We start from the raw sequence: 24,672 nt of genomic DNA, 5'->3' as shown, positions 1-24,672 counted from the left end.
GAGTCCCCATGTCTGCGTCCCGCTCCATTGCCGGCTTTACACTGCTGGAAATGCTGGTGGTTCTAGTGATTATCGGACTGATCGCCAGCTTGGTCGGTCCGCGCCTGTTCAGTCGGGTAGATAGCTCCAAAGTCCAGATTGCCGAGACCCAGACGCGGTTGTTACGCGGCGCTATCGAAACGTTTCGTCTGGAAGTCGGACGCATCCCGACCGCCGAGGAAGGTCTTGCGGTGCTGAGCACCGCGCCCAGCGACGAGCGCGCCAAAGCCCGCTGGCGAGGTCCTTACCTCGACGAAGCCGTGCCGAACGATCCATGGGGCCGGCCCTACAAGTATTCGATTCCAGGACGTGATGGCATGCCGTTCGCCATCTACTCACTTGGCGCCGACGGACAGCCGGGGGGGGAAGGCAATGATGCAGACGTCGGTTTCCTGCCGCCCAAGAGCTGATCTTGTGCAGCATGAGGGATTCTCCCTGCTTGAGATGCTGGTGGTGCTTGCGCTGATCTCGATTATGGCGGCGCTGGCCGCGCCTCGTTTAGCAGAGATGGTCCAGTCCATCGGCAGCAGTGGGGATCGTGCCGAGGTGCTGCGCCAACTGGAGGACTTACCCCTGCGGGCGCGTCTCCAGAACGGTGCGATTCGCCTGCCATCCGGGGCGGCGATGGGGGCGCTGCTCCAGCTTCCCGATGGTTGGTCAGTTTCTACCATCACGGCACTGCATGTCCGTGACAACGGTGTTTGCGATCCCGCGACGGTTCGCGTTCGCGGCGCGGGCACGGAGGAGAAGTGGGAGCTTGCGATGCCGGATTGCCGGGTGCGGAATGCGCTTTAGGGAAGGCCTGAGCAACTCTATTCCTGGGTTATCAGCCCACGCTGAGCCCGGCACATATCCAGGCTCGGCTCACGCGAATCGGTCGCTTGCGCGATCGATCCGTAGTCGGCCATCAATAGTCGATGGAAATCTCCGAGTTGTTAGGACACCCCCTAGCCGTACCGTCGGTTTCTCGCTGCTAGAAGCCATTGTTGCGCTGGCGATACTAGCCTCTGCGGGTATCGCCCTGTTCGCGGCGATGGCGCAGTCCGTGAAGATGGTTCAACGCGCGGAGGCTGCGCATGACCGGGAATTGGCCCAGCGGAATGCAATCGCTTGGCTGCAGACCATTAATCCGGCTAACCAGCCCAGTGGCATGGTGCGGTTGGGAGATGTACTCGTGCGATGGGCCGCCCAGCCTGTGGAGCCACCGCGAGACGCCATGGCGGGCTACCTGCAGGCCGGTTTGTACCAGGTGGGCCTGTATCGCGTCCGTCTCGAGCTTGAGCAGGACGGCCAGCCGCTGGTGGAAATGGAGGTGCGTCGGGTTGGTTACAAGCAGGTGCGTAAACCGGAGGTGTTGTGAGTCGGCGAGATGCGGAGGCCGGTTTCACCTTGCTGGAGGCCATCGTTACGTTGGTCATCGTCTCTATGCTGGTGACCGTGTTGATGAATGCGCTGTCGCAATCGTTGTCCCTGCGCACGCGCATGCTTCGTGTTCAGGGAGAGTCACGGCAGATGCTATTGCAGGAGGCATGGTTTCGCGACAGCGTTGCCGCAGCACAGCCGCCTACCCGGCATGGTGAAGTCGATGGGTTTGTCGGTGATGCTGGCGGCATCCAGTTCGTATCAGCCGCTCCCCTGGCAGCGATTGGGAGCGTCCGTGTCAGGTGGTGGCTGCAGAGGGGGAGCGATGGTGAGGTCGCACTGCACTACGAAGATCCAACCTCCGGCGACTTGTTGATCTTGCCTGGACCGCTGCAGGGCGCTGGGTTTTCCTATCTTGGCGTCGATGGCGGCGACTGGATGTCGGAATGGCGTAGCACCACTGCGGACGAGGCCAGCCGACTGGCAGAAAAAGGCAGCGGCACGCTGCCGAAGCTAGTGCGATTCCAGGCTACGACGGCGTCGGGGCGGCAGCTGTATTGGTTGGTCTACTTGCCCGCGGACTTGCGGGCGGTTGATCGCATCGATTTCGACGAGGCCGGCCATGTGGAGCTCTGATCCGAGACCGCGGGGGTTCGTTCTGGCCATGACTTTATGGCTGTTGGCGGGCATCGGCGTTGCTGTCGGCTTGATGATGTTGTGGTCGCGTTCCCAGATCGAACATGCGAGGCTCGATAGCGAGCGCCTGCAGGATGAGGTCTCGGCGCTGGAAACCCGCGATACGCTGCTCTACATTGCCGCGACCAGAGAGTTTACCGTGGCAGGGCTGCCCGTCGAACCGCTCGCTGGCGATACGGTTGCGATGCGCAAGCTGGACGAAATGGGGGTGGCCTCCCGAAATCCCGTGGGTGGCGAATTGCGACTGGACGGAACCCTCTATCACGGGCGCGGGGAAGCCACATTCGCCATCCAGGACGAGGCTGGCTTGTTCTCCCTCCGGCGGCCGATGCCGGAGCGACTGGATCGATTCCTGGCGCTCGAAGGCGTCGACAAGGCGAAGATCCCTCGACTGCGGGATACGCTCCTGGATTACATTGATGCCGATGATCTCAACCGGCTGCAGGGCGCCGAGCGTCGTGACTACGAGCGGGCGAAGCGGCCGCCGCCAGCCAATCGTCCATTGTTGCTGCCATCAGAGCTGGTCAATGTTCTGGGTTGGGACGAGCTTCCACCGGAACAGCTCCACCGTATCATCGAGCACGTGACGGTTCTGTATGTGGGAGCAAGCAACCTGAACACCGCTCCCGCGGACCTGCTGCCGCTCTGGGTGCCCAATTGTCCGGAAGCCTGTGCCCTCATCCGCAAGCGCCGTGAGCAGCGCCCCTTCCTCAACGGACAGGAAGCGGAGGCATTGACGCTGGGTCGATTGACCGGCGATGCCGCTATCGACTACCGCTCGGTGGCGGAGGGCATCCTGCGTTTAGACGTGTGGGGGCGTACAGGAAGGGGCCAGCGTTATCATGTTAAATTGACCCCGCTTGCAGACCAGCGCGGGCCCTGGACCATCATGGCCGCCTACCCTGTCCAACGCCCCGCCGATGACCGCGATGCAGAAAAGACCCAGAGCCCTCTTCTCGCCGGGCCGTAGCCTGCCGGGCGAGACGCCGGGCTGCCGCCAGCCGAAGGGGTTGTTGGGTGCGCAGGAATGGGTCGCTCCCCGGCGAGAGTGCCAATACCGCCAGCAGGATTTCTCTGCATTGCCTCCGCGTAAGCGGCTGGCAGCAGCCAAGCTGGCGGCCGCGCGTTTTCTGCCGCAACCGGGGGCGCGCATCCATCTGGCGTGGCAGGGCGGGCTTGCGCATTACTGGATATGGACGCCCGAGGGGGGGGGTGAAGCCGACTATCGCCGCTGGTTGCCTGAAACGTTGCTGCTTGCACCTCCTGTGCAGGACGGCCCGAGGTTGCTTGCGTTGTCCCAAGGCGTAGAGGGGCAGCTGTGGCGCTCCGGCATGCTAGTTGCCAGCCAGTGGTGGGCACGCCAACCTTCCGATGCCGAGTGGTTGAACTTCCTGCGCGCATCGGCATGGGCAGGTGATGCAGCTATGCCGGCGTTGGAGGCCTTGGAGTGGCTGGAGCGCCCCTGGGCACAGTCAGGTCGTCGTTGGGCCATGGATGTCGATACTGCGGAGCGGGCTGCTTGGATCGCTGCGGGCTGCCTGCTGTTGGCGGTCTTGGGTTGGCAGATCGCCAGTCTATTGCGGTGGGATGCTGCAGCCCGTGAGGAAGCTGCGCGTGTCGATGCTGCGAGAGCTAGGACGGCACCGCTGCAGGCTGCGCGAGAGCGCGCCGAAGCGACGATTGCTGAGATCCAGTCCTTGCGCGATCTGGAGCCTGCTTACAGTGATTACGAATGGATGGCCCGCATTGCGGCCAGGCTTCCGCAGGGCGCGAATTTCGCAGGTTGGGCGCGGGAGCCCGGCAAGTTGCGCGTACTGGTGCGTGGTGGTGACCCCGACCCCCGCCGTGCTATCGAAGCGTTCCTGGACGCCCCGCCCTTTGACAAACTGACTGCCACCCCTACAGGCAGTGGCGATATGCTGCTTGAGTTCGAACTGCCTGCGGCGCGCGCGACTGAAGGAAGCTCGGAATGAGCATGCCGGTCCTCGAAAACCTATCCGCGCAGTGGTCCGGAAACCGCCGCTTGCGCATGGCTGTGTTAGTGGCATTGGTGGTTCTGACGCTGCATATGCTGGATGGTCTGAGCCGGTATCGCGAGGCCGCCATGCAGGCGCAGGCCTCTGATGCGCGCCTGATGCGTGGGCTTGCCGAACTGGCTGCCCAGCCGGAATGGGTAGCACGCGCCAAGCAGGCCGAGACGGAGCTTGAAGTCTTGCGTCGGCAGATGCGTACGGTCTCATCTGCCGGTCAAGTGCAAGCGGAGATTCAGGTTTGGCTGACTGAGTTTGCCAAGACCCAGAACTTGGCAAACCCCACCGTCAAGGTTCAAGAGGTTCTGGATGTGCCAGGCCATCCGACACTGGTGCAGGTTCTGGCTAGGCTGGATGGTAACTTGCCGGCGTTCTCGCAGAGAGCTCTTGTGCGAGGCTTGGCAGCAGCCTTGCCGTGGATCCAGGTGGAGCGTCTTGAGATTGGCGATCAGGGCGCTGCCAAACTGTCGCTCGTCGTGCGGGCCTACTATCGCCGCGCACCGGGAGTTTTGTCACAGGACGCCACCGCTGCGGAAGCGTCGCCATGAGCCGATCGACAATCTTGCGACTGGCGCTAGGAGCGCTGTTTGCGATGGCTGCTGGCGCGGTCGCGAACCGCGTGCTGGTGGATATCCCGCCAACGGCGCCGATTGCCCATGCCGCGTCCCAGGACTGGCGCATACCGCCGTCTCCGCGTCCTCCGCTGAAGTCTGTGGATGCGGCTTGGGAGAAGGTGGCGCCATGGCCGTTGCCACCGCCTCCGGAGGCGGTGGTCGGGGAAGTGGAGGACGCAGGCCCGGTGGCCATGCCCGTAGGCATTGCCCGTAGCCGCTCAGGTGCGCGCGCGGTATTTGCTGTGCAGGGGATGGGCAACATGCTGCTGCGCGCCGGGGCACCTTTGCCTGGGGGGGGTAAGGTGCTGCGGGTGTCCGGCCTAAGTGTCGAATGGATCGATGCCAAGGGCCGGCGGCAGCGGCGTGAGATGTTTAATAGCTATCAAATCCAGGAAGAGGTGGCGCCCGTGCCTGCACCCAAGCAGCCTGCCCAGAAAGGGCGGCGCTAATGCGTGGTCGGTCAGCACCCCCACGTCAAGGCAACCGGAACCCCATGATGGATCGGACCCAATCCCGACTCGCCTCGTCTCCAGGCTGGCAGCGTATGCGCGTCATGGCAATGGCTGGCTTGGTCAGCTTGTTCGCCGCGTGCGCCACCCGGCCGCCGGAGTTGCCGAAGCCGCTGCGTGCCCCCAAGGCTGAACTACCGTCAGGCGAAACCCTAGGGGAGGCCGGTGCCGGGCGTGGTCGGCCGCGTATCGAGCTCGGCCCGGCGCCGCCGCAGGCGAGCCAACCCGCGCCGCAGCTGGAGCGCACCCAAGCGCGCATACCCCAGATGCAGCGGACCGAACCGGTCTCGATCGCGTTGGACAGCGTGCCGATCGACAGTTTCATCAACATCGTCTATGGCATGGAGTTGGGCCTGCCGGTGCAGATCGACCAGTCACTGCGCAACCGGCAGGAATTGCTCAGCCTCAGCCTGGCCAAGCCGATGCCGCCGGAGCAGGCATTCCGCGTGGCCGAGGAGGTGCTGCGCAGCTACAACGTGCGCATCGACGAGCTTGGCGGCGTACTGCGTTTCATGCCCATCGACCAGCGCACCAGCGATCTCAGTCCGCTGTTGCAGACGCGTTCGATGGCTGATGTGCCGGCCGGACAACGTACCGTGTTCGTAACGATGCCGCTGCAGTATCGGCGTCCGGCCTCGGTGATCCCGCAGGCCAAGGATCTGTTCGGTGGCAAATCGGTCAATTTCTCGCCGCTCATCGAGTCCAACGCAGTCCTGATCAGCGGGCCGGGTACCGACGTGCGTGCTGCGATGCAGGCTGTCGATGCTCTCGACCAGGCGGTGCTGCGCGACAAATACTCGCTGCGCATCAACCCGCTTTACCTGCCTGCCGATCTGCTGGCCAAGGAGCTACGTGACGTGCTGGCGGGCCAGGGCGTGGCGGTGCAGAGCGGGCCGGGCGAGCCGGCGCCATTGACCTTTGTGCCGGTCAATTCCGCCAATGCGCTCATCGTGTTTGGCAACAGCCAGCAGGCGTTGGATACCGTTTCCCAGTGGGTGGAGCGTCTGGACCAGCCCAGCGATGCGGCCGGCAGCGGCGGCATGTACGTGTATGCCGCGCGCCACACCACCGTGGATACGATGCTGCCGGTGCTGCAGGCGCTGGCGGGCGGCGCCAGTGCCAACAACGGCGGGAACGCCCAGGCCAACGCGGCCAATGCCGGCAGCAACAGCAATGTCGGAATGCAGGCAGGTGCCGCCAACGCCGCGCGTAACAACGCCGGGCGGCGCAGCGGTGCGGTGACGTCGGTGTCGGGCTTCGGTGGCCAACTCGCCGCCGACACCGTGCGCAACATGATCGTCTTCCAAGGTGATGCGCAAAGCTGGCGCGCGCTCCAGGGCGTGCTGACCCGCCTCGACCAGCCCGCGCGGCAAGTCCTCATCGAAGTCACCGTGGCCGAGGTCACTCTGACCGACGAGTTGACCCACGGCGTGGAGTGGGCGCTGCGTAACATCGGTGTCGATGGCATGTCCGGTCCGTTGACCGCGCTGGCCGATAACGCCACCGCAGGCGGCCTGCGCTGGGCCGCCCTGTCGTCGTCCGGCCAGGTGCGCGCCACATTGAATCTGTTCGCCAAGGACAGCCGCGTCACCATTCTCTCCACGCCGCGCATTCTGGTGAAGAGCGGCGAATCGGCCAGTATCGACGTCGGCACCGAGGTGCCCATCATCACCAGCCAAGCCACCGCTGCCGACCTGCCCAGCAGCGGGGGCAACGGCTCCATCCTGCAGTCCGTCCAGTACCGCAAGACCGGTACCCTGCTGGACATCGAGGCCGTGGTGCACTCGGGCCAGCGGGTGGACCTGAAGGTCTCGCAGGAAGTCAGCGAGGCCACCAAGACCGACACCAGCGAGATCTCCTCGCCAAGCATTCTCAGCCGCAGCTTGCGCACGGTGCTCAGCTTGGCGGACGGCCAGAGCACCCTGCTGGGTGGCCTGATTTCCACCAGCCGCACCGACGGCAAGACCAAGGTGCCGCTGCTGGGCGACATTCCGCTGTTGGGCCGCGCATTCCAGAACCGCACCAAGTCCAGCGTCCGCACCGAGCTGCTGCTGCTGATCACGCCGTATGTGCTGGAAGACGCGACCCAAGTCGAGGAGGTCACGCGCGCGGTGCGCGAGCGCTTTGGGCGCACGGAGCGCAGCTGGCCGGGTAGTCCCGACGGCATGGGCGAGCCCTCCTTGCCTGCCCCGCTGCGGGGCGAGTCCCCTTCGCCCGTCCCTGGCAAGGCCAATCAAGGGGCGGAGGAGGTGCCGGCGGCTGGCCTGAAGGACCCACAGGCCCCGACTGCGCCCGCGCCGTCCGATACCCCCGCCCCGGGCGGCGCTCTGCCAAGCCGGCCCGGCGCGGACAGGCCACAATCCACTGGCATGACGCGTCCCGGCATGGGTTGATCCCAGCGGGCGGCTGATCGCCTTCGCGGCTGTCATACCGGGGGCGTCACTCCAGGTCAGCACACCCGGCGGGGGGGCCTGCATGTATCGGCGTCCGGCCCCGTTTCTGGATAGGGGAGGTGCTGTTACAAGCGTTATCTGGCAAGGCTTGGCGGCCGGTTTGCCAACGCGTCGACATTTGGGGTCTTGAGCGGTTGACACTTTCTTAATCCTCGCCGTATGCTGCCGGCACATCTGGGACGCTGCGCTGGTTTTGGCTATTTGTATGCGCAGATGAACCGGGTCTGGGGATGGGGTTGCAGGGTTCGGGCCTTCTTCTTTCTTCTCCGGTTCTGTATCGGCGCCGATACGCGCATGCGAGCGGCGAGTAGTGCCCACGGTGTAATGAAGTTTCACAACCCTAAGCTTAGGAGCTAACAAGAATGAAGTTCTTCAACAAGCAGACCCTGGCGTTCGCCATCGTCGGTGCGCTGGCCGCGGGCAATGCGTCGGCAGGTGCGGTCATCAACACCGCCAACACGGTGTACGCGAAGGAAATCGCGATGCCGGCCACGCTGACCGTCAACCTGAACTGGAACCTCGGCTACAACTTCAACGACACCGAGTTGCGCTACGCGTGCGTGAAGCTGACCGGTGCCACCCCGGTCGCCGGCACCGTCACCCCGAGCGTCGATGAGTACGACAGCAACAATGTGGCGGGTAGCTCGCCGGCTACCGACATGACCGTGGGCGCCGTGAACGTGAACGGCAACGTGGCATTCTTCACCCTGACCTCGGGTACCCTGAGCGGCAAGCCGGACCCGTCCACCAGCAACTACAAGGTCAACCTGAACGCCCTGCAGTTCAACGTTCCGAACCAGAACACCACCGTCACCGCCACCGTCGGCCTGTACGACAACCCGGCTGCGGCCGGCACCTGCGACCCGGCCAGCGCCCAGCTGATCCCGGGCTCGGGCGACACCAAGCAGCTGATCTCGTTCAAGCCGAGCTACAAGTTCAGCATCGACCCGAACAAGGCCACTGCCTCGGTTGACAACGCCCCGACCTCGTTCGCTGGCTTCAAGTACCCGGTCGCCGGCGTCAGCACCAACGCCGACGAGGCCCGCCTGGCCTATGCCGAGCTGGTGCAGATCAACGTGGGCAACCTGAAGGCCAACGGCACCCCGATCGCCCTGACCGACATCTTCCCGGCCACGGCCACCCTGAAGGTGGACGGCGACTTCGGCGCGTGGCTGGACTACACCCAGTTCGACGGCGTGAACGGTACTGTGTCGGGCGCCGGCACCTCGGCCAGCTGGACCGTGGATCCGACCGCCCTGGGCGCCGATTTCTACGTCTACGCCGACAGCACCTCGACCGAGGAGATCCCGGCCGGCATCTACTCCGCCAGCCTGAAAGTCACCCCGAATTCGGGTTACGACTTGGGCAACGGTAACAACACGCAAGTTGTGCTGGTGCCGTCGGTTGACGAGTCTCTGAATGCGACCGACAACCAGGTTGATGACAACAGTGCCATCGCCGGCCAGATCGTCCAGGATGGCGTGCGCCTGCAGGCCCCGCTGGTGCAGGTCCCGACGGGCTGGATCAGCCGCATGGTCATCACCAACACCGGCAACAAGGACCGCACGTTCTTCCTGACCGTGCAGGGCGAGGATGGCAACACCCTCACCACCGGCAACCTGACCGGCTACACCGTGAAGGCCAAGAGCACCTACGTGATCAACGACCTGAACACCGTGCTGCAGGGCTTCACCGGTGCGCCGCGCGCCACCATCGTGGCCACCGTGGCCGGCCCGGAGAAGGAAATCAAGGGTCTGTACCAGATCGTCAACACCACCAGCATGTCGCTCAGCAACTACGTGATGGTGAACCAGGACACCGGCGGCCACTAATCGGCTGGCGCTCCTGTGCTGTAACCGGAAAGGCCCGCTTCGGCGGGCCTTTCTCTTTGCGGGCATGCTGCGCGCGCGGCCCATCTGGCGCCTGCCCCCGTGCGTGCCTGCGAAAAAGAACGCATGGGGACGGTGCTGTCGCGAGGGCTGCACCCATCATGGGATGTGAGGTGGTTGTCGCCCGCAGTGACGGAGGTGGAGGGCGGTATACTGCGCGCCCGTTCGGAGGGAGCGTGCACGGTGGGGTGGATTCGCACGGATATCTTGCGGCCGCCGCAGGCCCGCGGCGGCCACGTGCAGGCACTGGACGGCCTGCGCGGGCTGGCCGTGCTCATCGTCATCGCCTCGCATCTTTCCAACGCCGGTTGGTTGCCCCAGCCTGGATTGGTCGGTATCGGCAAAAGCGGCGTCTACCTCTTCTTTGTCCTCAGCGCCTACCTGCTGTCGCACGCCATCTTGGCCCGTTCCCCGCTGGATCTGCGCCGCGCGGGTTACTGGATGAACTATGCCTTGCGCCGCGTGTTGCGAATCTGGCCCTTGTACCTGCTGGTGCTGCTGGTCAGCTGGGTATTGACACGGTTGGGTGTGACGGCATGGCACTATCAGCTGGATACGGCAGCGCTGTGGCGCCACTTAGCATTGCGCGAAGGTCAGAGCGTGCTGTGGTCGATCCCCGTGGAGTTCACTTTCTACCTATGGCTGCCGGGCATCTGCCTGGCACTGGCATGGCTGCGCGGGCGGCCTGGCGGGCGCTGGTGGGGGCTGGGCTTGCTGCTGGCATTGGGTTTTTGGGCCAGCTGGCGCTGGCCTGCCTCTGCGGCGCCCACCAATAGCATCCAGCTGGGCTATTACCTCGTCGTGTTCTTGTCTGGCGTGGGGGCGGCCTGGTTGGCGCAGCAGTGGCCCGGGCTGCGCAGGCATGCCCGCGCCTGGCGCGTATTGGGCTGGGCCTTGCTGGTGGCGCTGGCATTGGCGACGCCGGGGCTTTGGGTGGCGCTGGGCGCTAAATTCAACCCGGAAATGAACCATCGTTGGTTCGCGGCGTTCGGCGCGGGTTGGGCGTTGCTGCTGTTGTCGGTGCTCTGGGGAGGTGGCCTGGTGTCGCGTTTGTTCTCCAGCACCCCGCTGCGGCTGATGGGCATGGTCAGTTTCAGCGCCTATCTGTGGCACATGCCCGTGCTGCAAGGGCTGGATGCGCTGGGAATACGCGATTGGGGTGCTTGGTGCTTACCGCTGCTGCTGGGGGCCATGCTGACTGCAGCGGTTGTCTCGTTCCTGCTGTTCGAGCGGCCATGGCGCGATGTCAGGATCTGGCAGGGATAAGGCCTGCGGGTCCGGGGCTTCCTGTATCATGCCGTGTACGCGCTCAAGCGCCTGTTCACATGGACGTATCGGGTTGCGGGGCGGTGCTTGCAGCCCCTCCGGATGGGCAAAAGGAATGCATATTTTGAAAGCCCCCGCGGCGCTGCTTGCGCCTTTCCGGCTACTGGCCGTCCACAGCGCACTGGTGGCCGAGTTGACGCGTCGCGAGGTAAACGGTCGCTATCGCGGTGCCAATCTGGGCTTGTTCTGGTCGCTGGTCAGTCCCTTCCTGTTCCTGGGCATCTACGCCATCGCATTTGGTACGGTGATGGGCGGACGCTGGCCGGAGGCGCAGGCCAGCGGGACTCCGTTTTCGATTGTGCTGTTCGCGGGGATGATCCCGTACTTCGTGTTGTCCGAGTGCATGACGCGCTCTCCGGAGTTGGTGGTCGGCAACCCTGCTTATGTGAAGCGGGTGGTGTTCCCGCTGGAGCTCCTGCCCTGGCCGATGCTGTTTTCCATCCTGTTTCATAGTGCGATGAATGTGCTGGTGTTCCTTGCGATGCGTCTGGCGATGGAGGGCCAGATGGCCTGGACCGTCGTGTACCTGCCGTTTGTGATCATCCCCATTGCGATTCTGGGGCTGGGCGTGTCGTGGTTCCTTGCGTCGATCTCGGTGTACTTCCGCGATGTCCGGCAGGTGGTGGGGCTGGCGAGCATGTCGCTGCTGTTCCTGTCGTCGGTGATGGTTCCGATGGCGGCCGTACCCGAGCGCTATCGCATGATCTTCATGCTGAACCCGGTATCGTTCATCGCCGAACAGGCTCGCGCAATCCTGATTTGGGGGCAGGCGCCGGACTGGATGGGCTTGCTTGGTTACACCATGGTTGCGTTGGCATTCATGTATGCGGGATACGCCTGGTTCATGGCCACCAAGCGTGGGTTCGCCGATGTGCTCTGATGTCGTGATTCGGGCCGAGGGGATCGAGAAGATTTTCCCCATCTATACCAAGCCGCACCATCGCTTGCTGGAGATGCTGTCGCCGGTCGGTAGGCGTTATCGCAAGGATTTCCACGCACTCAAGGGCATCGACCTGGAAATCCGCAAAGGCCACGCTGTAGGCATCGTCGGGCGTAACGGGTCCGGCAAGTCGACTTTGCTGCAGATCATTTGTGGAACGCTGGCGCCGACCGCCGGACGGGTTGATGTGACTGGAAGGCTGGCTGCGCTGCTGGAATTGGGCGCGGGATTCAATCTTGAATTCACCGGGCTGGAAAACGTCTTTCTCAACGCGACAATCCTGGGATTGGAGCGACGCGAGATCGAGGCCAGGCTTGATGACATCTTGGCGTTCGCGGATATCGGCGACTTCATACATCAGCCTGTCAAGAACTACTCCAGTGGCATGTTCGTGCGCCTGGCCTTTGCGGTGGCGATCAATGTGACACCCGAGATCTTGGTGGTTGATGAGGCCCTGTCAGTCGGCGACGAGGCATTTCAGCGCAAGTGTTTTGCTCGCATCGAGGCGCTGCGCCAGCGAGGGACGACGCTGCTGTTCGTCTCCCACTCCGCGGGGACCGTGATCGATCTGTGCGATCGGGCCCTGTGGCTTGATGAGGGCGAACTGATGGCCGATGGCAGCGCGAGGGAGGTGGTAGCGCAGTACCAGCGGTTTGCTCATGCATCGGATGATCGCAAGGCCGAGCTGCGACGTCAGCTGCGTGAACGCCGTTCCACCGGGATCAGTGCCGCAGGCCTGTTGCCTGAGCCGGCGGTCTCCACCTCAGGCGTCCCCGCATCGATCCCCGCGCCGCAGGGCCCGGAGGATGGCTTCGACCCCGGTCTCGTTTCGTCTGCCACCACTGCCTACGAAAATCGCGGTGCTGAAATTCTCGAACCCAGAGTCGAGACGCTCGACGGCCGCAAGGTGAATCTGCTCGTCACCGGGCGGCGATACCGCTATCGCTACGACGTCGCGTTCGAGCGGTCCGCGGCTGGTGTGCGGTTTGGCATGATGGTGAGGACGCTTACCGGAAGTGAGGTGGGCGGTGCCGCCTCCCCCCCGCCTTCGGAGGCCCTTCCCCTGATCGATCGCGGGAACCGTATCGAGGTTTGTTTCGAGTTCGAGTGCCGGATGTTGCCTGGAGTCTATTTCTTCAATGCGGGTGTGTTGGGCCGCGAAGGGGAAGAAGAGATCTACCTCGATCGCCGTCTCGACCTCCTGATGGTGCGTGTGCAGCCGTTCCCGCGCATGCAGGCAACCGGCGTGGTCGATCTTGGCATCGTCTGTACCCTCCAGCAGGCCCCCTGAGATGCGGCGGATGACACTCGTCCTTGGGATGCACCGGAGTGGCACTTCGGTGCTGACGGCTGCCATCCATCGGCTGGGAGCGGCATTGGGCGGGGCGCTGGTACCGCCCGCTGACGACAATCCGGGGGGGTATTTCGAGAATGCCCGAGCGGTAGAGATCAATGAAGGGTTTCTGCTCGACATCGGTCGAGGCTGGGATGATCCGCGGCCGTTCCCTGCCGGATGGTCTGACGGTGAGGCGGCCTGCTCGGCCCGTCTAGCCATCCGTGACCTCCTCAAGGAGGAGTTTTCCGAGGCGTCCTGGTCGGTGCTGAAAGATCCCCGGCTCTGTCGATTGCTGCCGCTGTGGTTGCCCGAGCTGCGCGCCGCGGGATTCCACCTCGACGTGGTGCTGGCCACCCGTGCTCCGGAGGCCATCGTTGCTTCAATCATCCGACGCGATCACATGGAGCCTGAGGGGGCGATGGCGCTGACGCTGCGCCATTGGCTGGCTGCGGAGCATGACAGCCGATCCTTGCCGCGGGCCTGTCTTGATTACGATGACTGGCTCTCGGCCCCCGGTCAGCGTTTGCATCGGCTGGCCATGCAGCTCGACTGGTCGGTGAATCCGGATGCGATCTCTGGCGCTGCAACGCTCGTTGATGTCGGCCAGCGACACCATCGGCCGGTTGCCACTGCGGAGGGAGAGGGTCTGGTGGCATTGCTGAGTCATGTGTTTGGTCTGCTCCGGGATCCCATCAATGCGCAGGCGTTCGACGAAGTGGCGGAGTCGGCGGAAAACGCCCTGCTTGCGCCCACTGCGGCATCGCAGGGGGTACGGATGGCGCTCTGGTTTGAGCGGCGGGCCAGGTGGCAGTTGGGCCGGGAGGTAGCTGCGCTGCGCCATGGTCTGGCGGCGGCAGAGGCGCTGTCGCATGAGCGCCTGGCGGCCTTGGAGCGGACGGACGCGGTGCTGTCGGAGACGCAGGCGGCGCTGGCGGCGGCAGAGATGCTGTCGCATGAGCGCCTGGCGGCCTTGGAGCGGACGGACGCGGTGCTGTCGGAGACGCAGGCGGCGCTGGCGGCGGCGGAGCGGCTTGCCTATCAGCGACTCGACGAACTGGCGGCTCATGCCGCCGCGCTCGCTGCCTGTCAGCATCGGAATATGCTGTTAGAGGGCGAGCTTCGCGCCCTTGGCATGGCACATGCCAAAGTGCTGGCGTCGAGATCCTGGCGCTGGACGGCCCCATTGCGGCGACTGGAGAAGTACTGGTCAAAGAAGACCCGATGAGCCTGCACTATTCACTCGATTCGCTAACCGTTCGTGGCTGCCGTGTGTTCGGTTGGGGGTTTTGTCTCGACACGGCAACGGTTCTGGAAGAGGGCAGGCTCTGCGTCCCCCTGGCGGACGGCCGCTGGTATGAGATCCACTTGCTGCCCGGTGGTTATCGCGAGGATCTCGTGCGCTGGCAGCCCGACGTTCCCCATGCCGGCGGAGCAGGGTTCATGGTGCAGGCGATCCTGCCAGCCCCACCAGTCAGCGGAGAGGCTCGATTGCGCTTCCGTCGCGCAGGCGAGTGGGTGGAACTGCCTTTGACCGGATTCCCAGAGGCGTTTGCACCGCCGCAGACCATCCCGATGGCATCGGTTCACCGGCGCTTCTGGCAAGTGTGGCGCCAGCGCGGAGCACTGGCGGCGCTCATCGCGGGCCTGCGCGGCGGCGTTCGGCGCCTTGCCCGACTGCGGTCCCACAAGCGCCGGCGCTGGCCCGCCCATGCTGTGCTCATCCTCGATCATGGCATGGGGGGAGGGGCTGCCCGGTATGGTGAGTCGCGGCTTGCATTCTGGCGAGGGGCAGGGCGTGCTGTGATCATGGTGGCGCCGCAAGGAAGCACGCTCGATTTCTGCATTGCAGTCCATGATGAGCGCGGACGGTATGAGCACCAGTTGCCCACCCAGGAGGCCCTGCTGGCCTTGCTGGAGACGCTGGAAGCCGATGTCCTGGAGATCAACAGCCTGGTGGGATTCGATGATGTGCCTGCGGTGCTGGCCTGGGCTCTCGCCTGGCGGCGGGCGCGGCCAGGGCGACACCTGCGATTCAATCTGCATGATTTTCACGGCATCTGTCCGGCGTTCACGCTGATCGATTTCGAGGGCCGCTTTTGCGGCATTCCGGCGCTGACCCGCTGCCGCGAGTGCCTGCCGAGGAATGCCATCTCCACTCTGGGCCTCGATACCCACCGCGACATTTCACAGTGGCGGGCGTCCTGGCAGGCCTTTTTGACAGGCTGCGACCGTATTGCCGCATTCTCGATGTCGTCGGTGGATCTGCTGCGGTGTGCCTATCCCGGGATCGATGGTCAGGGCCTGGTTGAGATTGAAGGCCATCAGGATGCAGGCAAGGGTTTGCGGCGTGTCAAAACCGTCAAGACGCAGCCTGCCATGGTGGCCGTTCTCGGTCATATCAGTCGGGCCAAGGGCGCCGACCTGCTCCGTGCGCTTGCCGGCGCCTCCGAGGACGCGGGTCGGCCGCTCGAGTTCGTCGTGTTCGGAACCTTGGAGGGCGGCACAGGAGGCCATCCGAGCCTGCGCGTGTTGGGTCGCTACACCCGCGACACACTCTGTGATCACTTGGAGGCGGAGGGTGTCAGTCTGGCGCTGCTGCCTTCGGTGTGCCCGGAGACCTACTCCTATGTAGCCGATGAAATCATGGCCATGGGCCTGCCTCTGGCCGTTCTCGACCGTGGCGCACCCGCAGAGCGGGTGCGCCGCTATCCGCAGGGCCGGGTGCTGGCTGGGGAGGATCCAACCTCTCTGTTCAGGCAGCTGCTCGCCTTTGTTGGCGAACTGATGTGAGAACATACGGTCACTGTTTGTTTGAAGCGAAACGTCTTGATGAAAACCATTGCCTTCACCTCCGCCGCTGTGAACTATCTGCCCAAGGTGAGGCAGTTGTGTCGCTCGATCCGCCGCTTCCATTCCGAGTTCGAGATCGTGCTGGCGCTGGCCGATGAGCCGAATCCTGCACTCAGTCTGGCTGACGAGCCGATCGACCGGATCATTCCCGTCGCTGCGCTCGATATTCCTGACCGCCAACGCTGGGTTTTTTTCCATTCCATCGTCGAACTGGCCACGGCCATCAAGCCCTTCGTCCTGAAGCAGCTGCTCGCCGAGCCCAACGTCGAGAGGGTGCTGTATTTCGACCCGGACATGGTGTTGTTCTCGCGTCTGGACGATCTGCTCGAGGCCATGGAGGGCGGCAGTATCGCCCTGACGCCGCATCAGACGACGCCTGAAACCGAACTGGAGGCGATCCGCGACAACGAAATCGCCAGCCTCAAGCATGGCATCTACAACCTCGGCTTCCTTGGGGTGAATGCCAATGACGAAGGACGCCGCTTTGCTGCATGGTGGGCCGAGCGCATTTACCATTTCTGCGTCGCCGACATCCCCAACGGCCTGTTCACCGACCAGCGTTGGGTAGATTTCGCGCCGGCTTTCTTCGAGGGGGTGCGGATCCTGAAGTCGCCGCGGTTCAATGTCGCTACCTGGAACCTGACCACCCGCCACCTGGAAGGCGATGCCGAGCGTGGATTCCGGGTGGAGGGGGCGCCGCTGGGGTTCTATCACTTCACCGGCTTCGATAGCGGTGCCCATCGCGTCATGGCAGACAAGAATGCCCCGGGCAACCTGGCCGTACAGGCCCTGGTGGCGTGGTACGCCCAGCAGACCCGCTTCGATCATGAGGATCCGCTGTCGCGGGTGCAGTGGGCCTTTGGCCGCTACAGCGACGGCAGCCCCGTAGAGCTCAGCCATCGTCGGCTCTACAGGCAACGCCCCGATCTTCAGCAGGCCTATCCCGATCCCTTCGATGCCACGTCGCTGGCGTCGTTGGCATCCTGGATGCGTCTTCAAGCCCCGATCGAGTATCCGGAGCTGTTCGCAAAAAAAGCTCATGGCTGAGACGTTGGCAGCGGATCGCGGTGCGATTCCGGCAGTGGCTTTCCGCACTGCGCCTCAGCCTCCGGGATGCGAACTATCGGCGCAGTCAGATCACCCGATTGAAGCGGGCAATCCGGCGTGATGGGTTGGCAGGGGTTCTTTCACGCGTCTTACGGGTTTGGCCATGAATAGTGGTGCTGACAGCGCGACGTAAGGGGCGGCTTGGGTTGACCCTGCCTGGCTATACGGCACGGTACGGACTGGCTGACTGACGGCACTCGCGGTGACGGCGACCATTTTTGCTGCGACAACGCGCGCGGAAGCAGTCGTCCGATGGGACCGAAAGACAAGGGCGCCGATCGGCGCCCTTGTCTGTGTGCGGCGTGCTGGCTCAGCCCAGCGCCGCTTCCAGCTCCGGCAGGATCTGGAACAGGTCGCCGACCAGGCCGATATCGGCCACTTCAAAGATTGGCGCATCAGCATCCTTGTTGATGGCGACGATGGTGCCAGCGTCCTTGATGCCGGTGAGGTGCTGGATGGCGCCGCTGATGCCCACGGCGACGTACAGTTCCGGCGCGATGATCTTGCCGGTCTGGCCCACCTGCAGTTCGTTCGGCACGTAGCCGGCGTCCACCGCGGCGCGTGAGGCGCCGACCGCGGCGCCCAGCTTGTCGGCCAGGCTGTAGATCACCCGGAAGTTCTCCGCCGACCCCACGCCGCGGCCGCCGGAGACCACGCGCTTGGCGCTTTGCAGGTCGGGGCGGTCGGACTTGCCGGCCGCTAGGCCAACGAAGCGGGTGTGGCTGGGCAGGGGCACGTCCACCTGCGCGGCTTCCACCGGGGCGTTGCCGCCGCGCGCGGCTTCCGGCCACGACGCGGTGCGCACGGTGGCGACCACGGTCTGGTCGGCCGGTGCCTGCACGGTGATGATGGCATTGCCGGCGTAGATCGGCCGCTTGAAGGTGTAGGCATCCTCCACCGCCATCAGGTCGGACACCTGGTTCACGCCCAGCCGGGCGGCCACGCAGGGCATCAGGTCCTTGCCGAAGGTGGTGGACGGGCCGAACACGTGGGTGTAGCCGGCGGCCAGTGCGGCCACCTGCGGTGCCAGCACCTGGGCGATCGGGTGGGTGTTGGCCGGGTTGGCAACGGTCAGCACCTTGGCCACGCCGGCGATCTGCGCAGCCTGGGCGGCAACGCCGGCGGGGTCGGCGGCCAGCACCATGATGTCGATGCGTTCCGGCGACAGGGCCTGCGCGGCGCTGACGCACTTGGCGGTGGCAGGGTTGAGAGTGCCGTCGAGATGTTCGGCAACGATGAGAACCTTGGCCATTACAGGAGCCCCTTCTGCTTGAGCGCGGCCACCAGCTCGGCCGCATCCTTCACCATCACGCCACGGCTGCGCTGGGCAGGCGGGGCGTAGTGGAGGGTCTTGAGCGAATCATTGGCGTCCACGCCGAGGTCGGCGAACGCGATGGTTTCCAGCGGCTTGCTCTTGGCCTTCATGATGTCCGGCAGCTTGATGAAGCGCGGCTCGTTCAGGCGCAGATCGGTGGTGACCACCGCCGGCAGCTCGACCTCCAGCGTTTCCAGGCCGGCATCGACTTCGCGCACCACGGTGGCCTTACCGCCTTCGATGTCGAGCTTGGACGCGAAGGTCGCCTGCGGGCGGCCCCACAGCGTGGCCAGCATCTGGCCGGTCTGGCTGGCGTCGTCGTCGATCGCCTGCTTGCCCAGCAGCACCAGGTCCGGCTGTTCCTTCTCGATGAGCTTGAGCAGGGCGCGGGCGGCGGTGAGCGGCTGGATGGCAGCGTCGGCCACCACGTGGATGGCGCGGTTGGCGCCCATGGCCAGGCCATTGCGCAGGTGCGCCTGGGCGTCGGCCGGCGCGATGGTGGCCACCACCACCTCGGTGGCGATGCCCTTGTCGCGCAGGCGCAGTGCTTCTTCCAGCGCGATGTCGTCGAACGGATTGGGCGACAGCTTGACGCCGTCGGTGACCACGCCGGAGCCATCCGGCTTGACCTGGATGCGGACGTTGTAGTCCACCACGCGCTTGTAGCCGACGAGAATCTTCATCGTGCGGATGTCCTTGGGGGAGCGGAAAGGGGGCCGTCGCCGGCCTGACCCGTCATTTTAACGGAGCCCCGCCGGCGCTGCCCGCGGGACGGGCGATTGCCCGAAGGTACGCTGGGTCTTGTCGCACGAACCGCTAGAATGACGGCTCTAACCGGCAGTCGGAGATCCGCCCGTGGCGTCCGCCAAGAGCAAGCTGTACGACAGTGCCGCCGCCGCCCTGACCGGGCTGGTAGCGGATGGCCAAACCCTGGCCGTGGGGGGCTTCGGCCTGTGCGGCATCCCCGAGGCGCTGATCGCGGCGCTGCGGGATTCTGGGGTGAAGGGCCTCACCGTGATTTCCAACAACGCGGGCGTGGACGGCTTCGGCCTGGGCCAGCTGCTGGCCACCCGCCAGATCCGCAAGATGATTTCGTCCTACGTGGGCGAGAACAAGGAGTTCGAGCGCCAGTACCTGGGCGGCGAGCTGGAGCTGGAGTTCAACCCGCAGGGCACGCTGGCCGAGCGCCTGCGCGCCGGCGGTGCCGGCATCCCGGCGTTCTACACCGCCACCGGCTACGGCACCATCGTGGCCGAGGGCAAGGAAACCCGTGCATTCGATGGCCGCATGTACGTGCTGGAAACCGCGCTGAAGGCGGATGTGTCGCTGGTCAAGGCATGGAAGGCCGACACCGCCGGCAACCTGGTCTTCCGCAAGACCGCGCGCAACTTCAACCCGGTCTGCGCCATGGCCGGCAAGGTCTGCGTGGCCGAGGTCGAGCAGCTGGTGGAGATTGGCGAGATCGACCCCGACCAGGTGCACCTGCCCGGGATCTATGTCGATCGCCTGGTGCTCAATCCGCATCCGGAGAAACGCATCGAGCAGCGCACCGTTCGCCAGCCGGAGGGCAACTGAGATGGCCTGGACCCGTGAACAGATGGCCCGTCGCGCCGCCCAGGAGCTGGCCGACGGCATGTACGTCAACCTCGGCATCGGCCTGCCGACGCTGGTGGCCAACTACATCCCCGAGGGCATCAATGTCTGGCTGCAGAGCGAGAACGGCCTGCTCGGCATCGGCCCGTTCCCGACCGAGGACGAGGTCGATCCCGACCTCATCAATGCCGGCAAGCAGACCGTGACGGCGGTGCCGGGTGCCAGTTTCTTCGGCAGCCATGAATCGTTTGCCATGATCCGCGGCGGCCATATCGACCTGGCCATCCTGGGTGCCATGGAAGTCACCGACAAGGGCGACCTGGCCAACTGGATGGTGCCCGGCAAGATGGTCAAGGGCATGGGCGGGGCGATGGATCTGGTGGCCGGCGTGCAGCGCGTGGTGGTGCTGATGGAGCACACCACCAAGGCCGGCACGCCCAAGATCCTGCCGCAGTGCACCCTGCCGCTGACCGGCGTGGGTGTGGTCGATCGCATCATCACCGAGCTGGGTGTGTTCGACGTGACGCCGGAGGGTCTCAAGCTGGTCGAGCTGGCCGAGGGCGTGAGCCGCGAGGAAGCGGTGGAGAAGACCGGCGTTCCGCTGCGCTGAGGTATCGCGGAGCCGCCGGCAGGCGAACCCCTGTAGCGAAATCAAGGAGGAGGCAGCGGCATTGCCGCTGCCGGAGGGCATTCGCGGAAGGGGTTCGCCTGCCGATGCCCCTGCGCGTTTGCCTGCCTGCGTGGGCGCCGCCAATTAAAGAACAGCCTAGACCCCAGCAAGCCGCCACTGGCTGCGAACGGCTACCGCGACATCAACTCGGTGTGGATGATCGACGGTGAGCCCGTCGAGCTGCAGATCAACCTGCCGGAGATGCTGGCCGCCAAGGAGAAGGCGCACCCGCTCTACGTGAAATACTTGGAGATCGAGCGAAACTCTCATGGTCGGCAACTAACGCAAGACGAACTTGCGGAGCTTGACCGCCTACAAGCCGCGCAGGCCGGGATTTACGGCCCCGTCTGGGACTCGGCGATGCGCCGCATGAACTCGTCCTTGGGGATCAAGTCGGCTTCCTCGCGGAACAGCATGCCGGGCAAGACCTTGCCGGAAGGGAACGACCTTGCAACGTGGTCATCTTCCCAGGCGAGCGATCCGTCCGGCATGACGCCGAACATGGCCTTGGGGGAGAACTCGGCGGGCAGTACGGTGGATTCCATCGGTAGTGCCTCCACGCCGATCGTACCAAAAGCCGCCCCGAGGGCGGCTTTTTCATGGGCCTCACATGTTCTGGTAGTTCGGCCCGCCGCCGCCCTGCGGGGCCACCCAGACGATGTTCTGGGTGGGGTCCTTGATGTCGCAGGTCTTGCAGTGCACGCAGTTGGCGGCGTTGATCTGCAGGCGCTCGGCGCCGGGTTCGCCAACATACTCGTACACGCCGGCCGGGCAGTAGCGGGCCTCGGGGCCGGCGTACTGCTTCAGGTTCACCGCGACCGGGATCGCCGGGTCCTTCAGCGTCAGGTGCGAGGGCTGGTTCTCGTCGTGGTGGGTGCTGGAGAGAAACACGGAGCTAAGGCGGTCGAAGGTCAGCACGCCGTCCGGCTTCGGGTATTCGATCTTTGGCTGCGTCGCCGCCGGTTCGAGACAGGCGTGGTCGGGCTTCTGGCGATGGATCGTCCACGGCGGATTGCGGATGCCCAGCTTGGGCAGCAGCCACTGCTCGATGCCGGTCATCAGCGTGGCGAACGTGCGGCCCTTCTTGAACCACTGCTTGAAGTTCTTGGCCTGCAGCAGTTCGGCATGCAGCCAGCTTCGCTCGAATGCGGCCGGGTAGGCGGTCAATTCATCGCGGCTGCGGCCTTCGCCCAACGCGGCAAAGGCGGCTTCGGCGGCCAGCATGCCGGTCTTGATCGCGGCATGGCTGCCCTTGATGCGGCTGGCGTTGAGGTAACCGGCTTCGCAACCGACCAGCGCGCCGCCCGGGAACACCGTCTTCGGCAGGCTGAGCAGGCCGCCGGCGGTGATGGCGCGGGCGCCGTAGCCGATCCGCTTGCCGCCTTCCAGGTGCTTGCGGATTGCCGGGTGGGTCTTGAAGCGCTGGAATTCGCCGAACGGGCTCAGCCACGGGTTCTTGTAGTCCAGCCCGACCACGAAGCCAATCGCGATCTTGCCGTCCTCGGCGTGGTACAGGAACGAGCCGCCGTAGGTGTCGGCATCCAGCGGCCAGCCGGCGGTGTGTACCACCAGGCCCGGCCGGTGCTTGGCCGGATCGGCCTGCCACAGCTCCTTGATGCCGATGCCGTAGCTCTGCGGGTCCTTGCCCTCGTCGAGCTTGTACCTGGCGATGAGCTGGCGGCCGAGCTGGCCGCGCGCGCCTTCGGCGAAGATCGTGTACTTGGCGTGCAGTTCCATGCCCGGCTGGTACTGGTCGGTCGGCTGGCCGTCCTTGCCGATTCCCATGTCGCCGGTGGCCACGCCCTTGACCGCGCCGGCGTCGTCGTAGAGCACTTCCGCCGCGGCAAAGCCGGGGAAGATCTCCACGCCCAGGGCTTCGGCCTGCTGGGCCAGCCAGCGCGTCACCGCGCCCAGGCTGACGATGTAGTTGCCCTCGTTCTTGAAGCAGTCCGGCAGCAACCAATGCGGCGTGGCCCTGGCGGTGGTTTCGTCGAGGAACAGGAACTCGTCTTCGGTCACGGCCTGCTTGAGCGGCGCGCCGCGCTCGGCCCAGTCCGGGAACAGTTCCGTCAAGGCGCGCGGGTCCATGATCGCGCCGGACAGGATGTGCGCACCGGGCTCGGAGCCTTTTTCCAGCACGCACACCGAGACCTCGCGTCCGGCCTCGGCGGCCAGCTGTTTCAGGCGGATCGCGGTGGCCAGCCCGCCCGGGCCGGCCCCGACCACGACGACGTCGTAGTCCATCGATTCGCGTTCGACGGTGGCCTGGCGGGTTGCATTCATGGGGGTCTCCTGGATCGAACCTGCGATTGTCCGGGCTTTGGCGGGAGCCGGCAATCCAAACGCTCGATGGAGGCGTGGTGCCCCGTCTGAGGCTATGGGCCGTGCGCCTGCCGCTGGTGGGCCTGGCCGGTTTGCAGCGTCCAGCCGGCAATGTCGTGGCTGACGCTGCCAAGGGCCGCGCCGAAGGCGTCCGCCACCCGCGCCACCTCGGTGCCCGCAGCCGGAACCGATTGGCGGAAGGTGCGGCTGCCAGCGACGGTCTGGTCGCGGACGCGCAGCAGCGTGGCGTTGACCTCCACCATCGCGGCTGGCGTTGTTGCGCCGGCGTAATCGGCCTTGAAGGTGCGGATTTCCAGCAGCAGCCGGTAGTCGCCGGCGATGCCGCTGCCGGCGTGTGCCGCCACCCGCAGTTTGCCGCTGTCCTCCAGCGTGCGCAGCACGGCATCCTCCACCATCGCCGACGGGCTGCGCGCCCACAGCGCGCCGCGGTAAACCTGCAGTTCGCCGGGCACCGGGCTGACCACGATGCGCTGGCCGTCCATCATCCACCCGTCGCCACTGCCGGCGACCACCAGTGACCAGTCCACCGCAGGCCAGGCCGGGTCGGTCTGGCGGGTCGGCTCGGGGGCGAAGATCGTCGGGGTCTCGCGGGGGCCGCCGACCAGGGTGCTGCAGCCGGAGGCCAGCAGGCAGGAGGCGAGCAGGGCAGCGTGGGAGCGCAGATGCCGGTTCATTGGGGGTCGAACTCCTTCGGCGCGTCGCGGCCCAGCAGGTAGCGCGCGGGGTTGCCTTCCAGACGCTGGCTGACCGCGCGCAGGTCGCGGATCAGCGCACGCAGTTCCGCCAGGGTGGGGCCCAGCTGGCCCAGCCCGTCGTTGGTGAAGCGCTGCAGCCCGGGGCGGTTCTCGGCGATCAGCGCGTTGGCGTTGCCGGCGGTGGCATCGAGCTTGGTGACTGCGGCGTCGATGCGGTCCAGCAGCCCGGGCAGGCGCTGCACCAGATTCTGGTCCAGGCCCTTCAGGGTGCCGTCGGCGGTGGCCAACGTGGCCTTCATCGCGGCGGTGGCATCGCGCGCGTTGACGATCAGCTGGCCGATGTCTTCGCGTCGCGCTGCCAGGCTGCTGCTGGTCTTCTCCAGGTGCTCCAGGGTGGCGGAGATGCGCTGGATGTTCTGTTCGCTGAGCAGCTGGTCCATCCGCGCCACCAGCCGATTGGCGGTGTCGGCGATGTTCTGCAGCGCCGAGGGTTCGGTGCGGATGACGGGCGGGCTGCCGTCCGCAGGTTGCGGCAGGGCCGGTGCGGTGGGGCTGCCGCCGGTGAGCTGGATGAACGGCACGCCGGTGATGCCCTGCTGCGACAGCTTGGCGCGCGTGTCCGCCTTCACCGGGGTGCTCACCTTCAGCTTGAGCCGGGCGATCACCCGGCGCGGATCCTTCTCGTCCAGGCTCAGGCTCTCGACGGTGCCCACCGCCAGGCCGTTGTACTGCACGCTGCTGCCCTCGGTCAGGCCAGTCACCGGCTCGGTGAACACCACCGTGTACGCGCGCCAGTCGCGCGACGAGGAGAAGTTGCTGGCCCACAGCGCGAACAGCAGCAGGAATACCGTGGTGAGCAGGGTGAAGGCCCCGATCAGCACGTAGTTGGCACGGGTCTCCATCAG

At 65.3% G+C, this 24,672-nt stretch carries 24 protein-coding genes; 18 read left to right on the top strand and 6 right to left on the bottom strand.

Features of this window, described 5'->3' with window-relative positions:
• Positions 1-8 precede the first annotated feature (8 nt).
• The 16 genes from gspG (at position 9) to ACK4SG_RS07615 (ending at position 17,091) form a co-directional block, all read left to right on the top strand.
• Positions 9-449: a type II secretion system major pseudopilin GspG gene (gene gspG / locus ACK4SG_RS07690; protein ID WP_409601140.1), complete on the top strand. Its 441-nt coding sequence runs from the start codon at positions 9-11 to the stop codon at positions 447-449.
• Entirely contained in the window at positions 412-834 is a 423-nt protein-coding gene (locus tag ACK4SG_RS07685; RefSeq protein ID WP_409601139.1) for a prepilin-type N-terminal cleavage/methylation domain-containing protein, read from the top strand. The genes gspG and ACK4SG_RS07685 overlap by 38 nt, the downstream gene beginning before the upstream one ends.
• Positions 835-1,072: 238 nt before the next feature.
• On the top strand, positions 1,073-1,399 hold the full coding sequence (locus ACK4SG_RS07680) for a hypothetical protein (RefSeq protein ID WP_409601138.1): 327 nt from the start codon (positions 1,073-1,075) through the stop codon (positions 1,397-1,399).
• Entirely contained in the window at positions 1,396-2,037 is a 642-nt protein-coding gene (locus ACK4SG_RS07675; protein WP_409601137.1) for a type II secretion system protein, read from the top strand. Before ACK4SG_RS07680 ends, ACK4SG_RS07675 begins: the two co-directional genes overlap by 4 nt.
• 28 nt (positions 2,038-2,065) lie before the next feature.
• Positions 2,066-3,067 (top strand): general secretion pathway protein GspK, encoded by a 1,002-nt coding sequence (locus tag ACK4SG_RS07670; RefSeq protein ID WP_409601136.1) that lies wholly within the window; start codon positions 2,066-2,068, stop codon positions 3,065-3,067.
• On the top strand, positions 3,018-4,070 hold the full coding sequence (locus ACK4SG_RS07665; RefSeq protein ID WP_409601135.1) for a hypothetical protein: 1,053 nt from the start codon (positions 3,018-3,020) through the stop codon (positions 4,068-4,070). The genes ACK4SG_RS07670 and ACK4SG_RS07665 overlap by 50 nt, the downstream gene beginning before the upstream one ends.
• Positions 4,067-4,675, top strand: a complete 609-nt coding sequence (locus ACK4SG_RS07660) for a hypothetical protein (RefSeq protein ID WP_409601134.1) — start codon at positions 4,067-4,069, stop codon at positions 4,673-4,675. Before ACK4SG_RS07665 ends, ACK4SG_RS07660 begins: the two co-directional genes overlap by 4 nt.
• Entirely contained in the window at positions 4,672-5,190 is a 519-nt protein-coding gene (locus ACK4SG_RS07655; protein WP_409601133.1) for a hypothetical protein, read from the top strand. The genes ACK4SG_RS07660 and ACK4SG_RS07655 overlap by 4 nt, the downstream gene beginning before the upstream one ends.
• Before the next feature lie 326 nt (positions 5,191-5,516).
• Positions 5,517-7,643, top strand: coding sequence for a secretin N-terminal domain-containing protein (locus tag ACK4SG_RS07650; protein ID WP_409601132.1), 2,127 nt, complete (start codon positions 5,517-5,519; stop codon positions 7,641-7,643).
• Positions 7,644-8,065: 422 nt separating this feature from the next.
• Positions 8,066-9,535: a hypothetical protein gene (locus ACK4SG_RS07645; protein ID WP_409601131.1), complete on the top strand. Its 1,470-nt coding sequence runs from the start codon at positions 8,066-8,068 to the stop codon at positions 9,533-9,535.
• Positions 9,536-9,775: 240 nt separating this feature from the next.
• Positions 9,776-10,858, top strand: a complete 1,083-nt coding sequence (locus ACK4SG_RS07640) for an acyltransferase family protein (RefSeq protein WP_409601130.1) — start codon at positions 9,776-9,778, stop codon at positions 10,856-10,858.
• 115 nt (positions 10,859-10,973) lie between these two features.
• A complete protein-coding gene (locus tag ACK4SG_RS07635) occupies positions 10,974-11,798 on the top strand; it encodes an ABC transporter permease (RefSeq protein WP_409601129.1) in 825 nt (274 codons plus the stop codon).
• Positions 11,788-13,149 (top strand): ABC transporter ATP-binding protein, encoded by a 1,362-nt coding sequence (locus ACK4SG_RS07630; RefSeq protein ID WP_409601128.1) that lies wholly within the window; start codon positions 11,788-11,790, stop codon positions 13,147-13,149. Before ACK4SG_RS07635 ends, ACK4SG_RS07630 begins: the two co-directional genes overlap by 11 nt.
• Positions 13,150-13,159: 10 nt before the next feature.
• Positions 13,160-14,419 (top strand): sulfotransferase family protein, encoded by a 1,260-nt coding sequence (locus tag ACK4SG_RS07625; RefSeq protein WP_409601127.1) that lies wholly within the window; start codon positions 13,160-13,162, stop codon positions 14,417-14,419.
• Positions 14,416-15,984 (top strand): hypothetical protein, encoded by a 1,569-nt coding sequence (locus ACK4SG_RS07620; protein ID WP_409601126.1) that lies wholly within the window; start codon positions 14,416-14,418, stop codon positions 15,982-15,984. The genes ACK4SG_RS07625 and ACK4SG_RS07620 overlap by 4 nt, the downstream gene beginning before the upstream one ends.
• 39 nt (positions 15,985-16,023) lie before the next feature.
• On the top strand, positions 16,024-17,091 hold the full coding sequence (locus ACK4SG_RS07615) for a hypothetical protein (protein ID WP_409601125.1): 1,068 nt from the start codon (positions 16,024-16,026) through the stop codon (positions 17,089-17,091).
• Between the two features lie 370 nt (positions 17,092-17,461).
• Here ACK4SG_RS07615 and ACK4SG_RS07610 read toward each other — a convergent pair whose 3' ends face one another.
• A complete protein-coding gene (locus tag ACK4SG_RS07610; RefSeq protein ID WP_409601124.1) occupies positions 17,462-18,403 on the bottom strand; it encodes an electron transfer flavoprotein subunit alpha/FixB family protein in 942 nt (313 codons plus the stop codon).
• Complete coding sequence (locus tag ACK4SG_RS07605) at positions 18,403-19,149, bottom strand: electron transfer flavoprotein subunit beta/FixA family protein (protein WP_409601123.1); 747 nt, start codon at positions 19,147-19,149, stop codon at positions 18,403-18,405. The genes ACK4SG_RS07610 and ACK4SG_RS07605 overlap by 1 nt, the downstream gene beginning before the upstream one ends.
• A 172-nt stretch (positions 19,150-19,321) precedes the next feature.
• On the opposite strand from ACK4SG_RS07605, the gene ACK4SG_RS07600 reads away from it, so the two are divergent.
• The gene (locus tag ACK4SG_RS07600; RefSeq protein WP_409601122.1) at positions 19,322-20,041 is read left to right on the top strand and encodes a CoA transferase subunit A; all 720 of its coding nucleotides are present in this window, start codon (positions 19,322-19,324) and stop codon (positions 20,039-20,041) included.
• Position 20,042: 1 nt separating this feature from the next.
• Positions 20,043-20,669 carry a CoA transferase subunit B gene (locus tag ACK4SG_RS07595; protein ID WP_409601121.1) on the top strand — a complete coding sequence of 209 codons (627 nt, stop codon included), beginning with the start codon at positions 20,043-20,045 and terminating at the stop codon, positions 20,667-20,669.
• A 395-nt stretch (positions 20,670-21,064) separates the two neighbouring features.
• Here the strand turns inward: ACK4SG_RS07595 and ACK4SG_RS07590 are convergent, their stop codons facing one another.
• From ACK4SG_RS07590 to ACK4SG_RS07575, 4 genes are all read right to left on the bottom strand, one after another.
• A complete protein-coding gene (locus tag ACK4SG_RS07590; protein ID WP_409601120.1) occupies positions 21,065-21,274 on the bottom strand; it encodes a hypothetical protein in 210 nt (69 codons plus the stop codon).
• 61 nt (positions 21,275-21,335) lie between these two features.
• A complete protein-coding gene (locus ACK4SG_RS07585; RefSeq protein ID WP_409601119.1) occupies positions 21,336-23,012 on the bottom strand; it encodes an electron transfer flavoprotein-ubiquinone oxidoreductase in 1,677 nt (558 codons plus the stop codon).
• 92 nt (positions 23,013-23,104) lie between these two features.
• Positions 23,105-23,746 carry an ABC-type transport auxiliary lipoprotein family protein gene (locus ACK4SG_RS07580; RefSeq protein ID WP_409601118.1) on the bottom strand — a complete coding sequence of 214 codons (642 nt, stop codon included), beginning with the start codon at positions 23,744-23,746 and terminating at the stop codon, positions 23,105-23,107.
• On the bottom strand, positions 23,743-24,669 hold the full coding sequence (locus tag ACK4SG_RS07575; RefSeq protein WP_409601117.1) for an MlaD family protein: 927 nt from the start codon (positions 24,667-24,669) through the stop codon (positions 23,743-23,745). The genes ACK4SG_RS07580 and ACK4SG_RS07575 overlap by 4 nt, the downstream gene beginning before the upstream one ends.
• Between the last annotated feature and the right edge of the window lie 3 nt (positions 24,670-24,672).

Origin of the sequence: Thermomonas sp. (assembly GCF_046293095.1) — a bacterium.
Classification (GTDB): domain Bacteria; phylum Pseudomonadota; class Gammaproteobacteria; order Xanthomonadales; family Xanthomonadaceae; genus Thermomonas.
This window is presented reverse-complemented; position numbering and strand designations above follow the sequence as displayed.

Bases quoted from the DNA above. Each gene is read 5' to 3' on its own strand.
- ACK4SG_RS07670 (WP_409601136.1), top strand. From the start codon at position 2,066: ATGACTTTATGGCTGTTGGCGGGCATCGGCGTTGCTGTCGGCTTGATG.
- ACK4SG_RS07630 (WP_409601128.1), top strand. From the start codon at position 11,788: ATGTGCTCTGATGTCGTGATTCGGGCCGAGGGGATCGAGAAGATTTTC.
- ACK4SG_RS07615 (WP_409601125.1), top strand. From the start codon at position 16,024: ATGAAAACCATTGCCTTCACCTCCGCCGCTGTGAACTATCTGCCCAAG.
- ACK4SG_RS07575 (WP_409601117.1), bottom strand. From the start codon at position 24,669: ATGGAGACCCGTGCCAACTACGTGCTGATCGGGGCCTTCACCCTGCTC.
- ACK4SG_RS07595 (WP_409601121.1), top strand. From the start codon at position 20,043: ATGGCCTGGACCCGTGAACAGATGGCCCGTCGCGCCGCCCAGGAGCTG.
- ACK4SG_RS07580 (WP_409601118.1), bottom strand. From the start codon at position 23,746: ATGAACCGGCATCTGCGCTCCCACGCTGCCCTGCTCGCCTCCTGCCTG.
- ACK4SG_RS07645 (WP_409601131.1), top strand. From the start codon at position 8,066: ATGAAGTTCTTCAACAAGCAGACCCTGGCGTTCGCCATCGTCGGTGCG.
- ACK4SG_RS07635 (WP_409601129.1), top strand. From the start codon at position 10,974: ATGCATATTTTGAAAGCCCCCGCGGCGCTGCTTGCGCCTTTCCGGCTA.
- ACK4SG_RS07620 (WP_409601126.1), top strand. From the start codon at position 14,416: ATGAGCCTGCACTATTCACTCGATTCGCTAACCGTTCGTGGCTGCCGT.
- ACK4SG_RS07610 (WP_409601124.1), bottom strand. From the start codon at position 18,403: ATGGCCAAGGTTCTCATCGTTGCCGAACATCTCGACGGCACTCTCAAC.
- ACK4SG_RS07660 (WP_409601134.1), top strand. From the start codon at position 4,067: ATGAGCATGCCGGTCCTCGAAAACCTATCCGCGCAGTGGTCCGGAAAC.
- ACK4SG_RS07625 (WP_409601127.1), top strand. From the start codon at position 13,160: ATGACACTCGTCCTTGGGATGCACCGGAGTGGCACTTCGGTGCTGACG.
- gspG (WP_409601140.1), top strand. From the start codon at position 9: ATGTCTGCGTCCCGCTCCATTGCCGGCTTTACACTGCTGGAAATGCTG.
- ACK4SG_RS07585 (WP_409601119.1), bottom strand. From the start codon at position 23,012: ATGAATGCAACCCGCCAGGCCACCGTCGAACGCGAATCGATGGACTAC.
- ACK4SG_RS07680 (WP_409601138.1), top strand. From the start codon at position 1,073: ATGGCGCAGTCCGTGAAGATGGTTCAACGCGCGGAGGCTGCGCATGAC.
- ACK4SG_RS07590 (WP_409601120.1), bottom strand. From the start codon at position 21,274: ATGGAATCCACCGTACTGCCCGCCGAGTTCTCCCCCAAGGCCATGTTC.
- ACK4SG_RS07655 (WP_409601133.1), top strand. From the start codon at position 4,672: ATGAGCCGATCGACAATCTTGCGACTGGCGCTAGGAGCGCTGTTTGCG.
- ACK4SG_RS07605 (WP_409601123.1), bottom strand. From the start codon at position 19,149: ATGAAGATTCTCGTCGGCTACAAGCGCGTGGTGGACTACAACGTCCGC.
- ACK4SG_RS07685 (WP_409601139.1), top strand. From the start codon at position 412: ATGATGCAGACGTCGGTTTCCTGCCGCCCAAGAGCTGATCTTGTGCAG.
- ACK4SG_RS07650 (WP_409601132.1), top strand. From the start codon at position 5,517: ATGCAGCGGACCGAACCGGTCTCGATCGCGTTGGACAGCGTGCCGATC.
- ACK4SG_RS07665 (WP_409601135.1), top strand. From the start codon at position 3,018: ATGACCGCGATGCAGAAAAGACCCAGAGCCCTCTTCTCGCCGGGCCGT.